This is a genomic window from Micrococcus sp. KBS0714 (assembly GCF_002008305.4).
Lineage (GTDB): Bacteria > Actinomycetota > Actinomycetes > Actinomycetales > Micrococcaceae > Micrococcus > Micrococcus luteus.
In genome coordinates, this window is the sequence record NZ_CP042169.1 from 1,052,087 (window position 1) to 1,065,188 (window position 13,102).

Consider the following 13,102-nt stretch of genomic DNA (forward strand, 5'->3'; position numbering starts at 1 on the left):
CATGACCACCGCCATGACCACCACCACCGACGTGCGCCCCGCACCGCGCGACGAGTCCGCCGAGATCCTCATCATCGGCTCCGGATTCGCCGGCCTCGGCATGGGCGCCCAGCTGCGGCGTCACGGCCGCGAGGACTTCCTCATCCTGGACCGCGCCCAGCAGGTCGGCGGGACCTGGAGGGACAACACCTACCCGGGTGCCGCGTGCGACGTCCCGAGCCACCTCTACAGCTTCTCCTTCGCGCCGAACCCGCAGTGGTCGGGCTTCTACACACCGGGTCCGGAGATCCAGGACTACCTCGTGCGCTTCTCCGAGGACGAGGGCCTCACCCCGCACCTGCGTCTCGGGGCGGACATGCTCGAAGCGCACTGGGACCCCGAGACGGAGCGGTGGACGGTGCGGACGCCGCGCGGGACCTACACGGGACGCTGGCTCATCATGGGCACCGGGCACCTCGCCGACCCCCGCCTGCCGGACGTCCCGGGTCTCGACGCCTTCGAGGGCGAGGTCATCCATTCCGCCCGCTGGGACCACACGGTGGACCTGAAGGGCAAGCGTGTCGCCGTCGTCGGCACCGGCGCCTCCGCGATCCAGGTCATCCCCGAGCTGGCGGCGACGGCGGCCGAGCTCGTCGTCTTCCAGCGCACCCCCGCGTGGGTCACCCCGCGCGTGGTCAAGCCGTACTCCGCGGCCGTGCGCCGCATGTTCGAGCGCGCCCCGCACACCATGCAGCGCGAGCGCGACGACATCTTCTGGTTCGCCGAGTCGAACTATGCCCAGCGCCGCGGTGTGCCGGCCGCACTGGACCAGGTCCGGGCCCAGGCCCTCGGGCACCTGGCCGCCGCGGTCTCTGACCCCGAGCTCCGCGAGCGCCTCACGCCGCGGTACCTGCCGGGCTGCAAGCGTGTGCTCGTCTCCAACGACTACTACCCGGCCATGGCCCGGGACAACGTCACCCTGGAGGACAGCGCGCTGGACCGCGTCGAGGGGAGCCGGCTGTTCGGCGTGAGCGGTCACGGGTACGAGGTCGACGTCGTCGTCCTCTGCACCGGCTTCGAGGCGGCCCAGCCGCCGTTCGCCGAGCGCGTCCACGACGGTGAGGGCCGTTCCCTGGCCGATCACTGGAGCAGCGGCATGGCGGCGTTCGACTCCACGGCCGTGGCGGGATTCCCGAATCTGTTCGCCATCAACGGGCCGAACACCTCGCTGGGGCACAACTCGATCGTCTACATCATCGAGTCGCAGATCGCGTACATCTTGGAGGCCCTGGACCGGGTGGAGCACGAGGGAATTAGGACGATGGTCCCCGAGACACTCGCCCAGGAGGAGTACGTGGACCGTCTCCAGGAGCGGGCCGCCACCTCGGTGTGGCTCGTGGACGGCGGCTGCCACTCCTGGTACGTCGACCCCCGCTCGGGCAAGTTGACGCTGATCTGGCCCGACTACGCCTACGACTTCCGCGCCCGCAACGGCCACTTCACCGGGGAGGGCTTCCTCTCCTCGGCGAGTGGGGAGCCCGAGCCCATGCCGGTGCGCGAGCCCGAGCGATCGGTCGCGCTGATCTGAGCCGGCCCGCCCCGGGGCAGGGGGTCGGGTGGGGCCGTCAGTAGACTGACCCCACCCGACCGTCGTCCTTCTGGAGGAGTCTGCGCATGCGCGTCCACATCGCCACCGACCACGCCGGCATGGAGCTGTCCGCCCACCTGGTGGAGCACCTCACCACCGCTGGCTACGAGATGGTGGACCACGGACCCACCGAGTACGACGCGCAGGACGACTACCCGGGCTTCTGCATCAACGCCGCCCGCGCCGTCGTCGCCGACCGCGAGCAGGGACTGGACTCGCTCGGCATCGTGCTGGGCGGCTCCGGCAACGGCGAGCAGATCGCCGCCAACAAGGTGGCCGGCGTCCGAGCCGCCCTGGCCTGGAACCTGGACACGGCGCGGCTGGCCCGCGCGCACAACGACGCGAACGTCGTGGCCGTCGGCGGTCGACAGCACTCGCTCGAGGAGGCCACCGAGCTCATCGAGGCGTTCCTGGCCGAACCGTTCTCCCAGGACGAGCGCCACGTGCGCCGCATCGGGAAGATCGCGCACTACGAGACCACCGGAGAGGTGCTGATGTGAGTGCCTGAGGGCCACTCCGTCCACCGTCTCGCGCGCCAGTTCACCGACGTCTTCGGCGGCCGCCGGATCCGCGCCACGAGTCCGCAGGGCCGCTTCGCCGAGGGGGCCGCCCTGCTCGACGGCCAGGTCCTGAAGCGCGCCCGGGCCCACGGCAAGCACTTCTTCGCCGACGTCTCCGGCGGCCACGTGCTCCACGTCCACCTGGGCATGTACGGGGCGTGGACCTTCGGCGGGGATCAGGACTTCGCGGCCGCGTCCTCGATCGGCGCACCCCGCCGGATCGGCGAGCGGGAGGTCCACGACGACGGCGCCCCGGCCGCCGAGCCCGCTCGCGACGCCGACGGCTGGGTCCAGCCCCCGCCGCCGGCCGCCACGGTCCGGCTGCGACTGCGCGCCGAGCACGGCTGGGCCGACCTGATCGGCGCGAGCCGGTGCCGCGCGCTCACTCCGGCCGAGGCTGCCGACGTCGTCGCCGGCCTGGGCCCGGATCCGCTGAGCGACGACGATCCCGCGCCGTTCTACGACCTCGCCCGGCGGACACGGCGGCCGATCGGCGTCGTGCTGATGGACCAGGCGGCCGTCAGCGGGATCGGCAACATCTTCCGGGCCGAGGCGCTGTTCCGGGTCGGCATCGACCCGTGGCGGCCGGCCCGGGACGTCTCCGCGTCGGAGCTGGAGTCCCTCTGGGCGGACAACGCCGCGCTCATGCGGGAGGGCGTGCGGCTCGGGCGGATCGTCACCACCCGGCCCGAGCACCGGCCGGGGATCCCTGCCGAAGCGGCCTGGCCCGAGCACGCGAGCTACGTGTACCAGCGGCAGGGCCTGGCGTGCCTCGTGTGCGGGCGCGAGACGATCGTGGTGGAGGAGATGGCGGCCCGGAAGCTCTACCGGTGCCTCACCTGTCAGAGCTGAGGGGCCTGTAGCAGGCCCGACCGGGCACAGCGGTCAAGGCACCGGCGCGGACGACGACGCACCCGAGAAAGCCATGAGCCGGGCCATCGTGTGCACACGATGACCCGGCTCATGAGGTCCGGAGGGGATGACGGGAATCGAACCCGCGTAGCCAGTTTGGAAGACTGGGGCTCTACCATTGAGCTACATCCCCGCGGGGCCGCGCTCGGCGCGGACCAGCGGCTGACACCGTATCACGGCGGGCCCGCGTCGGCCGTGGGGGAAGAGGCATGATGCACGGCTCCCGTCCCGCCCTCCGCAGGGCCGCGTCCGCCCTCGCCGGCCGTCGTCCCCTGTCCCTGCGCGGCGCCACCGTCCTCGTGACGGGCGGCGCGTCCGGCATCGGTCGACTGATCGCCCTGGGGGCCGCCCGCCGCGGCGCGGGCCGCGTCGTCGTCTGGGACCTCGACCTGCAGGGGGCTGAGGCCGTCGCCGCCGAGATCCGGTCTCAGGGCGCGGACGCCCAGGCCGAGCGCGTGGACGTGACGGACGCGGCCGCCGTCGAGGCCGCCGCCGCCCGCGCCGGAGAGGTGGACGTCGCCGTGAACAACGCGGGCGTCGTGACGGGCGTGCGCCTCGAGGACGCCACGGAGGAGGGCATCCGCCGCACCTTCGAGGTGAACGCACTCGCGCCGTACTGGCTGACCCGGGCGGTCCTGCCCGGAATGCGGGCCCGGGACCGCGGGGCCGTGGTCACGGTGGCCTCGGCCGCGGGGTTGGTCGGCGTCGCGCGCCAGACGGACTATTCCGCCACCAAGCACGCCGCGGTCGGCTTCGCCGAGTCCCTCGCCGCGGAGCTGCGCAAGGACGGCAGCCGCGTCACCTCCCTCGCCGTCTGCCCCTTCTACATCGACACCGGGATGTTCGCGGGCGTGCGCAGCCGGGTGCCCTGGCTGCTGCCCGTGCTGGATCCGCGCCACGTGGCGCAGGAGGTGCTGGACGCCGTCGAGGCCGGCCGCACCCGCCTGCTGCTGCCGCGCGCCGTCGGTCTGATCGCGCCCCTGCGCGCCCTGCCGGCGCCCGTCTTCGACCGCGCGATGGACGTCCTCGGGGTCAACGCCACGATGGACGGCTTCACGGGCCGGCGGTCGCGGCTTTTCGCGGGGCGCGAGACGGCGCGCTAGGATTCCACAGTCTGCCCTCGGGCAGTCCCTCGGGCAGTCCCTCGGGTGTCCGGCGAGCCTCCACCGCGTGAGCCCGCCGGCGTCGGGGACGACGGCGGGGTGTAGCTCAGCTTGGTAGAGCGCGCGCTTTGGGAGCGTGAGGCCGCAGGTTCAAATCCTGTCACCCCGACTCGACGTCAAGACCATCCACCACCACCAACAGGAGTCATCCGTGGTCAAGTCCACCGCAGAGAACCTCAGCCCGACCCGCGTCAAGCTGACCGTCGAGGTGCCGTTCGAGGAGGTGAAGCCCGCCCTGGACAAGGCGTTCAAGGACATCGCCAACCAGGTGCAGATCCCGGGCTTCCGCCAGGGCAAGATCCCGGCGCGCCTGATCGAGCAGCGCTTCGGCCGCGAGATCGTCGTGGACCAGGCCGTCAACGAGGGCCTGAACACCTGGTTCTCCGCCGCCATCGCCGAGGCCGAGGTCACGCCGATCTCCCGCCCCGAGGTCGACGTGACCGCCACCCCGGACGCGGAGAACGCCGAGGGCCCGGTGGCCTTCACCGCCGAGTTCGACGTGCGCCCGACCATCGAGCTGCCCGACTACAAGGGCCTCAAGGTGACGGTGGAGCCCGCCCAGGCCACCGAGGAGGACGAGCAGAAGGCCCTCGACGCCCTGCGCTCGCGCTTCGGCTCCCTCAAGGATGTGGACCGCCCGGCCGCCCAGGACGACTTCGTCACGATGAACCTGACCGCCACGGTCGACGGCGAGCAGGTCGACCAGGCCGAGGGCCTGTCCTACCAGGTGGGCGCCGGCACCATGCTCGAGGGCATCGACGAGGCCCTCGACGGCCTGTCCGCCGGCGAGGACGCCACCTTCGAGACCACGCTCAACGGCGGCGAGCACGACGGCGAGACCGCCGTGGTCAAGCTGGAGCTGACGGCCGTCAAGGAGCGCGAGCTGCCCGAGGCCGACGACGAGTTCGCCCAGCTGGCCTCCGAGTTCGACACCATCGCCGAGCTCAAGGAGGACCTGAAGAAGCAGGCCGCCGAGGAGGCCGTGAACCGCCAGGGCGTCGAGGCCCGCGACAAGGTCCTCGAGGAGCTGGCCAAGCTCGTCGAGGTCCCGGTGCCGGACGGCGTCATCGCCGAGCAGGTCGAGCAGCACTTCTCCGCCGGCGGCCACACCGCGGGCGACGACCACGACACCGCCGAGCACCGTGCCGAGCTCGAGCAGAACACCCGCGAGGCGTTCGCCAACGAGGTCATCCTGGACGAGGTCGCCGAGGCCGAGGAGGTCACGGTCGACCAGGGTGAGCTGATCGAGTACATCATCGCCACCTCCTCCGAGTACGGCATGGACCCGAACCAGTTCGCCATGATGCTCGACCAGGGCGGGCAGATCCCGATGATCATGGGCGAGGTCCGCCGCCGCAAGGCCCTGGCCAAGGTCCTCGAGTACGCCGAGGTCACCGACACCGACGGCAAGGCCGTGGACCTGACGGCGTTCGTGACCCCGGGCGGCCAGGAGGCCCTCGACGCTGAGGCCGAGGGCGCCGAGGCCGAGGGCGCCGACGAGGCGGAGGAGAAGCCCGCCGAGAAGGCCCCGGCCAAGAAGAAGTCGACGGCCAAGAAGGCCCCGGCCGAGCAGGCCGACGACGCCGAGGCGGCCGAGCAGGCCTGATCCCGGCCGGTGGGGACGCACCCCCGCCGAGCCACGACGACGGCGCCCCCGCCCACGCCGGTGGGGGCGCCGTCGTCGTCCCGGGGCCCCGGTGGGCGGCCCCGGGCGGGGTCCGCGACAACCTGCGCCAACAGCGAAACGCCGACGGCGTCCCGCGCGCTGGCCCGGACGCCCGGCTAGTGTCGGACTCGATCAGGGACCCGTCCGTCCGCGCGAGCGGCCGCCGTTCGGGAGGCCCGTGGACATCTCGACAGGAAGGCGGAAGTGATGACCGACATCACCCCCAGCATGCGTTCGGTGGACCCGGCGCAGCGCGAGGATTTCCTCTACACCCAGCTGCTGAAGTCGCGCATCGTCTGGCTGGGCGAGGACGTCCGTGACGACAACGCCAACGCGATCTGCTCCCAGCTGCTCCTGCTCTCGGCCGAGGACCCGGAGAAGGACATCTACCTGTACATCAACTCCCCGGGCGGCTCCGTCACCGCGGGCATGGCGATCTACGACACGATGCAGTACATCCCCAACGACGTCGTGACGGTGGCCACCGGCCTCGCCGCGTCCATGGGCCAGTTCCTGCTCGCCTCCGGCACCAAGGGCAAGCGCTACGCCACCCCCCACGCCCGCGTGCTGATGCACCAGCCCTCCGGCGGCATCGGCGGCACCGAGTCGGACATCCGCATCCAGGCCCAGCTGATCCTGCACATGAAGCAGGTGATGGCGGAGCTGACCGCCGAGCAGACCGGCCAGTCCGTGGAGACCATCCTCGAGGACAACGCGCGTGACAAGTGGTTCACCGCGCAGGAGGCCCTCGAGTACGGCTTCATCGACCACATCGCCGACCGTGCCGCGTCCGTGACCGGCGGCGGCGGCGTCCGGGGCTGAGCCCGGCCCGGACCGTCCCGACCCTCTCCAGGAGACCAAGAATGACCCAGTTCCCCGCCGGGCTCCCCACCGGGATGCCCTCCCTGCCCACGCCGGACGCGCGCTACATCCTCCCGCAGTTCGAGGAGCGCACCCCCTACGGCTTCAAGCGTCAGGACCCCTACGCCAAGCTCTTCGAGGACCGCATCGTCTTCCTCGGCGCGCAGGTGGACGACGCGTCGGCCGACGACGTGATGGCCCAGCTGCTCGTGCTCGAGGCGATGGACTCCGAACGTGACATCACCCTGTACATCAACTCGCCGGGCGGCTCGTTCACGGCCATGACGGCGATCTACGACACCATGCAGTTCATCCGCCCCGAGGTGCAGACCGTGTGCCTGGGCCAGGCCGCCTCCGCCGCGGCCGTGCTGCTGGCCGCGGGCGCCCCCGGCAAGCGTCTGGCGCTGCCCAACGCGCGCGTGCTGATCCACCAGCCGGCGATGCAGGGCGACCGCGGCACCGCCACGGACCTGCAGATCCACGCCCAGGAGATCAACCGGATGCGCGTGTGGATGGAGGAGACGCTGGCCTCCCTCACCAACCGCACGCCCGAGGAGGTCTCGCAGGACATCGACCGGGACAAGTTCCTCTCGGCCGAGCAGGCCCTCGAGTACGGCCTCGTGGACGAGGTCCTCGCCTCCCGCAAGATCACCCGCCCGTCTGCCTGACCGACGACGCCCGCCGAGGGGTCCGGCCGCGCGGCCGGGCCCCTCGGCGCCGACCGGGGACCCGGTCCCTTAACGTGTCCGTCCACGGCCGTATGCTGGACGGAATCTGACAGCGACGACGCCCGCGCGGGGCGGACGTCTCCGCCCGGCCTTCGAGGAGTACCACCATGGCGCGTATCGGAGAGAGCGCTGACCTGCTGAAATGCTCGTTCTGCGGGAAGAGCCAGAAGCAGGTGCGCAAGCTCATCGCCGGCCCGGGTGTCTACATCTGCGACGAGTGCATCGAGCTGTGCAACGAGATCATCGAGGAGGAGCTCGGCGAGGCGGCGGAGGCGGACGAGACCGTCCTGCCCACCCCGCAGGAGATCTTCGACCACCTCGAGAGCTTCGTGATCGGTCAGGAGGCGGCCAAGCGTTCCCTCGCCGTCGCCGTGTACAACCACTACAAGCGCGTGCGTGGGCCGCAGGCGCGGGGCGGTGACCTGGCCGACCGCCTCACCGAGCGGGACGACCTCGCGGACGTCGAGGTCGGCAAGTCGAACATCCTCATGGTCGGCCCCACCGGCTCCGGCAAGACGTATCTCGCGCAGACCCTCGCCCGGCGGCTCAACGTCCCGTTCGCGGTCGCGGACGCCACCAGCCTCACCGAGGCCGGCTATGTGGGCGAGGACGTGGAGAACATCCTCCTCAAGCTCATCCAGGCCGCGGACTACGACGTGAAGAAGGCCGAGCAGGGCATCATCTACATCGACGAGATCGACAAGATCTCGCGGAAGTCCGAGAACCCCTCCATCACCCGGGACGTCTCCGGCGAGGGGGTGCAGCAGGCCCTGCTGAAGATCCTCGAGGGCACGGTGGCGTCGGTGCCGCCGCAGGGCGGGCGCAAGCACCCCCACCAGGAGTTCCTGCAGATCGACACGTCCAACGTGCTGTTCATCGTGGCGGGCGCGTTCGCGGGCCTGGACGAGATCATCGGTTCCCGTGCCGGACGCAAGGGCATCGGGTTCGGCGCGCCCCTGAACCACCTGGGCGCGGGGGACGTCACCTACGCGGACGTGCGGCCGGAGGACCTGCTGAAGTTCGGCCTCATCCCCGAGTTCATCGGCCGCCTGCCCGTGATCACCACTGTCGAGGACCTCACGCACGAACAGCTCGTGCGGGTGCTGACCGAACCGAGGAACGCCCTGCTCAAGCAGTACCAGAAGATGTTCCTCATGGACGGCGTGGAGCTCGAGTTCGAGCAGGACGCCCTGGACGCCGTCGTCGCCCAGGCCGAGGCCCGCGGCACCGGCGCCCGCGGCCTGCGCTCCATCATGGAGAACGTCCTCAAGCCCGTGATGTTCGAGCTGCCCTCCCGTTCGGATGTGGGCACGGTCGTCATCTCCGGGGACGTGGTGCGCGGCGAGGCCGAGCCCACGCTCATCCCGGCCGAGGTGGAACGACGTCGACGCGGCCGGAGCGCCTGACCGCCGTCGCCCAGCAGGACCGACCGGAGCCGAGACGGCTCCCTGACCGCAAGGAGCACAGCATGACCGACACCACGCAGCAGCCCACCGTCGACTTCTACTTCGACGCCACGTGCCCGTTCGCCTGGATCACCTCCCGGTGGATCCTGGAGGTCCAGAAGGTGCGCGACGTGCGGGTGGTCTTCAAGATCATGTCGCTCGCCGTCCTGAACGAGGGCCGCGACCTGGACCCCGACTACCTGGCCCGCCTCGAGAAGGCCTGGCTGCCGGCCCGCGCCGCCGTGCAGGTGCGCGAGCGGCACGGTGCCGAGGCGCTCGGCCCGTGGTACACCGCGGTCGGCACCCGCATCCACGAGCAGGGCCGCACGGACTACGAGGCCGTGGTGGCCGAGGCCCTCGAGGAGCTGGGCCACGACGCGGACATCCTGGACGCCGCCCGCACCGACGTGGCCGACGAGCAGCTGCGCGCCAGCCAGAAGGAGGCGGAGGACCTCGTGGGCAACGACGTCGGCACGCCCGTCGTGGCGTTCAACGGCACGGCCTTCTTCGGTCCCGTGATGACCCGCATCCCGCGCGGCGAGGAGGCGGGCCGCATCTTCGACGGCGCCGTCGCCCTGGCCGACTTCCCGTACTTCTACGAGATCAAGCGGGCCCGCACCACGGATCCGCAGTTCGACTGAGCCCCCGGCTCGCACGAGACCGGCCCCACACCTTCAGCGCGAAGGTGTGGGGCCGGCGTCGTCGGGGTGCGGGGCGGCGGGGGTCAGCTGCGCGCCACTCTGCCGGCCGCGCGGATCAGGGGGACCTGCAGGGGCAGCCGCCCGAGGGAGACCAGTTGCGCCGGCCAGGGCCGGCGTCGCCACCGCCAGGCCATCCACGCATTGCCGGGCCACACGCCGAGGAAGAGCGCCTGCGCGGCGCGTCCGCCCGCGCGCCGGGTGCGCGGGACGGCCAGCAGACCCGCCACGGCCAGCTCGGCCACGCCGGAGCCGTGGGTCCACGCGCGGGCCGAGCCGGGCAGGAACGGCGGGATCAGCCCGTCGAAGGGCTCAGGTCGGACGAAGTGGAGCACGCCCATGGCGGCGAGGGCGGCGGACATCCGCCGGGCGGAGGAGTCGCAGGCGCGGCGGCCGGCCGGGGCGGGATCGGGTGTCGGTCTCATCCTCTCAGTGTCCACCCCCGCCGCGGTGACCGCACTGCGACATGCGGCAGGAGCACGACCGGGAGGTGCACCACGACACCCCCGGGAGGGCCGCCTCCCGACGAACTCCGATCCGGCGGCGGACTGTCCGACGCGTGCTGTGCCCTACCGGATCCGGGCCACGAACATCCCACGCTGACGGCAGACTCGGGTTTGCAGCACGGGCGCGACGACGGCCCCGCCGCCCGTGATGGGCGACGGGGCCGTCGTCGTGCCGCGTGCGCTCCCGAGACACCGTCCGGGAACGCGCGGCGCGGGTCAGTCGTCGTCGACCGGTGCGAGCTGCACGTCGGAGACGGTCAGGGGCGCGGACTCGCCGGCCTCGCCCTGCGTGAGGGACAGGTCCGCGATGTTGCCGGCCGCCTTGAGGTCCGCCAGGCCGCCGCGCAGCTTCTCGAGCCAGTCGGCCGGTCCGGTCACCACGGCGGAGCGCACCTCGGTCCGCTGCTTCACCTTGGCCTCGGACTTCGCCTTGCGGATGCCGCCCAGGACCTGCGCCACGGTGGGCAGGACCTCGGCGTCGCCGGCGGAGGCGGCGAAGGACAGGGACGCCACCTCGTCCGCGGCGCCCGGCCACGCGGCGGTGTGCACGGAGCCGGCGCGCCACCAGCTCCACACCTCCTCGGTGGCGAACGGCTGGAACGGGGCCAGCAGACGCAGCAGGGCGTCCAGGGTGGTGGCCAGCGTGGTCACCACCGAGGCCTGCTCGGCCTCGCCGTGGCCACCGTAGGCACGGTCCTTCACGAGCTCCACGTAGTCGTCCGTGAAGGCCCAGAAGAACTGCTCGGTCACGTTGAGGGCACGTGCGTAGTCGTAGGCCTCGAACGCGCGGGTCGCCTGCTCCACGGTGGCCGCGAGGCGCGTCAGCAGGGAGGCGTCCAGCGGGTTGGTGACGGCCGCGGCGTCGTCGGCCGTACGGATGACGGCGTCCTGCGTGGCGCCCAGGTTCAGCACGAACTTGGCGGCGTTGAGCAGCTTGATGGCCAGGCGGCGGCCGATCTTCATCTGCGCCACCTCGTAGGCGGTGTCCGCGCCGAGGCGGGCCGAGGCGGCCCAGTAGCGGACGGCGTCCGAGCCGAACTGGTCCAGGATGTCGGTCGGGACCACCACGTTGCCCTTGGACTTGGACATCTTCTTGCGGTCCGGGTCGAGGATCCAGCCGGAGAGCGCGGTGTCCGTCCACGGCACGGAGCCGTTGAGGGCGTGGGCGCGCACCACGGTGGAGAACAGCCAGGTGCGGATGATGTCGTGGCCCTGCGGGCGCAGATCGAACGGGAAGACGTTGTTGAAGAACGCCTCGTCACGGGACCAGCGGCCCACGATCTGCGGGGTCAGCGAGGAGGTGGCCCAGGTGTCCAGGACGTCCGGGTCGCCGGTGAAGCCGCCGGGGACGTCGCGCTGGTCCTCGGAGTAGCCCGGGGCGGCCTCGGCGGCCGGGTCCACGGGGAGCTGCTCGTCGGCCGGGAGGATCGGGTTCTCATAGTCGGGCTCACCCTCCGCGTCCAGCGGGTACCAGACCGGGATCGGCACCCCGAAGAAGCGCTGGCGGGAGACGAGCCAGTCACCGTTGAGGCCCTCGACCCAGTTCTCGTAGCGGTGGCGCATGTGCTCCGGGTGCCAGGAGAGCTCGCGGCCGCGCTCGATCAGCTCCGCGCGGCGGTCGGCGTCGCGGCCGCCGTTGCGGATGTACCACTGGCGGGAGGTGACGACCTCGAGCGGCTTGTCGCCCTTCTCGTAGAAGTTCACGGCGTGCATGATCTTCTTCGGCTCTCCGTCCAGCAGGCCGGCCGCGGTGAGGGCGTCCACCACGCCCTGCTTGGCGGAGAACACGGTCTTGCCGGCCACGGTGTCCGCATAGGCCTGTCGGCCGGCGTCCGTGGTGATCCACTCGGGGGTGTCGGCGGCGAAGCGGCCGTCACGGCCGATCAGGGTGCGGGTCGGCAGCTGCAGCTCGCGCCACCAGGTGACGTCGTTGAGGTCGCCGAAGGTGCAGACCATGGCGATGCCGGAGCCCTTGTCCGGCTTGGCCAGCGGGTGCGGGAAGACCTCGACCTCCACGCCGTACAGCGGGGAGGTGACGGTCGTGCCGAACAGGTGCTGGTAGCGCTCGTCGTCCGGGTGGGCGACCAGGCCGGAGCAGGAGGCCAGCAGCTCGGGGCGGGTGGTCTCGATGAAGACCTGCTCGCCGTCCGCAGCGGTGAAGGCGTAGCGGTGGTAGGCGCCGGGGACCTCGCGGTCCTCGAGCTCGGCCTGGGCCACGGCGGTGCGGAAGGTCACGTCCCACATGGTGGGGGCCTCGGCCAGGTAGGCGTCGCCCGAGGCGATGCCGGCCAGGAAGGCGCGCTGGGAGACGGCGCGGGAGACGTCGTCGATGGTCCGGTAGGTCATGTCCCAGTCGACGGACAGGCCGAGGCGGGTGAAGAGGTCCTCGAAGACCTTCTCGTCCTCGACGGCGAGCTCCTCGCAGAGCTCGATGAAGTTCTTGCGGGAGATCACGTCCCAGTCGCGCTGGTTCTTCGCCGGCTTCTCCGGCGGGCGGTAGCCCTCCACGTACGGCTTGGCGGGGTCGCAGCGGACGCCGTAGTAGTTCTGCACACGGCGCTCGGTGGGCAGGCCGTTGTCGTCCCAGCCCATCGGGTAGAACACGTTCTTGCCGTTCATGCGCTGGTACCGGGCGAGCACGTCGGTCTGCGTGTAGGAGAAGACGTGGCCCACATGCAGAGAGCCGGAGGCGGTCGGCGGGGGAGTGTCGATCGAGTAGACCTGCTCGCGGGTGGTCTGCGTGTCGAACGCGTACGTGCGCTCGTCGGCCCAGCGGGCGGTCAGCTTCTCCTCGAGGCCCTCGAGGGCCGGCTTGTCCGGCACGGCCACGGCGCCGGCGGCGGGGGTGGACGGGGTCGATGCGTCGATGGGCGTGTCTGTGCCCTGCGTGTTCTCAGCCATGCCCGCCATCCTCCCATGACCGGGGCGGCGGGCCG

At 71.6% G+C, this 13,102-nt stretch carries 11 protein-coding genes and 2 tRNA genes; 10 read left to right on the forward strand and 3 right to left on the reverse strand.

Going from position 1 to position 13,102, the window contains the following annotated elements:
* Position 1: 1 nt before the first annotated feature.
* The 3 genes from B1A86_RS04845 (at position 2) to B1A86_RS04855 (ending at position 3,039) form a co-directional block, all read left to right on the forward strand.
* A complete protein-coding gene (locus B1A86_RS04845) occupies positions 2–1,567 on the forward strand; it encodes an NAD(P)/FAD-dependent oxidoreductase (RefSeq protein ID WP_049146108.1) in 1,566 nt (521 codons plus the stop codon).
* Positions 1,568–1,653: 86 nt separating this feature from the next.
* Positions 1,654–2,127, forward strand: a complete 474-nt coding sequence (locus tag B1A86_RS04850) for a ribose-5-phosphate isomerase (RefSeq protein WP_060974239.1) — start codon at positions 1,654–1,656, stop codon at positions 2,125–2,127.
* A complete protein-coding gene (locus B1A86_RS04855; protein WP_063190232.1) occupies positions 2,128–3,039 on the forward strand; it encodes an Fpg/Nei family DNA glycosylase in 912 nt (303 codons plus the stop codon).
* A gap of 122 nt (positions 3,040–3,161) precedes the next feature.
* On the opposite strand, the gene B1A86_RS04860 is transcribed toward B1A86_RS04855, so the two are convergent.
* Positions 3,162–3,232: transfer RNA gene (locus B1A86_RS04860), tRNA-Gly, on the reverse strand.
* A gap of 76 nt (positions 3,233–3,308) precedes the next feature.
* On the opposite strand from B1A86_RS04860, the gene B1A86_RS04865 reads away from it, so the two are divergent.
* The 7 genes from B1A86_RS04865 (at position 3,309) to B1A86_RS04895 (ending at position 9,603) form a co-directional block, all read left to right on the forward strand.
* Complete coding sequence (locus B1A86_RS04865; RefSeq protein ID WP_036316872.1) at positions 3,309–4,202, forward strand: SDR family oxidoreductase; 894 nt, start codon at positions 3,309–3,311, stop codon at positions 4,200–4,202.
* A gap of 95 nt (positions 4,203–4,297) precedes the next feature.
* Positions 4,298–4,371, forward strand: a tRNA-Pro gene (locus B1A86_RS04870).
* A 42-nt stretch (positions 4,372–4,413) separates the two neighbouring features.
* A complete protein-coding gene (gene tig / locus B1A86_RS04875; RefSeq protein ID WP_078026085.1) occupies positions 4,414–5,868 on the forward strand; it encodes a trigger factor in 1,455 nt (484 codons plus the stop codon).
* 267 nt (positions 5,869–6,135) lie between these two features.
* A complete protein-coding gene (locus tag B1A86_RS04880; protein WP_169577765.1) occupies positions 6,136–6,750 on the forward strand; it encodes a ClpP family protease in 615 nt (204 codons plus the stop codon).
* A 41-nt stretch (positions 6,751–6,791) separates the two neighbouring features.
* Complete coding sequence (locus B1A86_RS04885; protein WP_041104792.1) at positions 6,792–7,457, forward strand: ATP-dependent Clp protease proteolytic subunit; 666 nt, start codon at positions 6,792–6,794, stop codon at positions 7,455–7,457.
* A 167-nt stretch (positions 7,458–7,624) separates the two neighbouring features.
* Positions 7,625–8,923 carry an ATP-dependent Clp protease ATP-binding subunit ClpX gene (gene clpX / locus B1A86_RS04890; protein WP_036316877.1) on the forward strand — a complete coding sequence of 433 codons (1,299 nt, stop codon included), beginning with the start codon at positions 7,625–7,627 and terminating at the stop codon, positions 8,921–8,923.
* Between the two features lie 62 nt (positions 8,924–8,985).
* Positions 8,986–9,603, forward strand: a complete 618-nt coding sequence (locus B1A86_RS04895; RefSeq protein ID WP_036316880.1) for a DsbA family protein — start codon at positions 8,986–8,988, stop codon at positions 9,601–9,603.
* Between the two features lie 83 nt (positions 9,604–9,686).
* Here B1A86_RS04895 and B1A86_RS04900 read toward each other — a convergent pair whose 3' ends face one another.
* Both B1A86_RS04900 and valS read right to left on the reverse strand, forming a co-directional pair.
* Positions 9,687–10,022: a membrane protein gene (locus B1A86_RS04900; protein ID WP_036316984.1), complete on the reverse strand. Its 336-nt coding sequence runs from the start codon at positions 10,020–10,022 to the stop codon at positions 9,687–9,689.
* Positions 10,023–10,382: 360 nt separating this feature from the next.
* Entirely contained in the window at positions 10,383–13,067 is a 2,685-nt protein-coding gene (gene valS / locus B1A86_RS04905) for a valine--tRNA ligase (RefSeq protein ID WP_049146115.1), read from the reverse strand.
* Between the last annotated feature and the right edge of the window lie 35 nt (positions 13,068–13,102).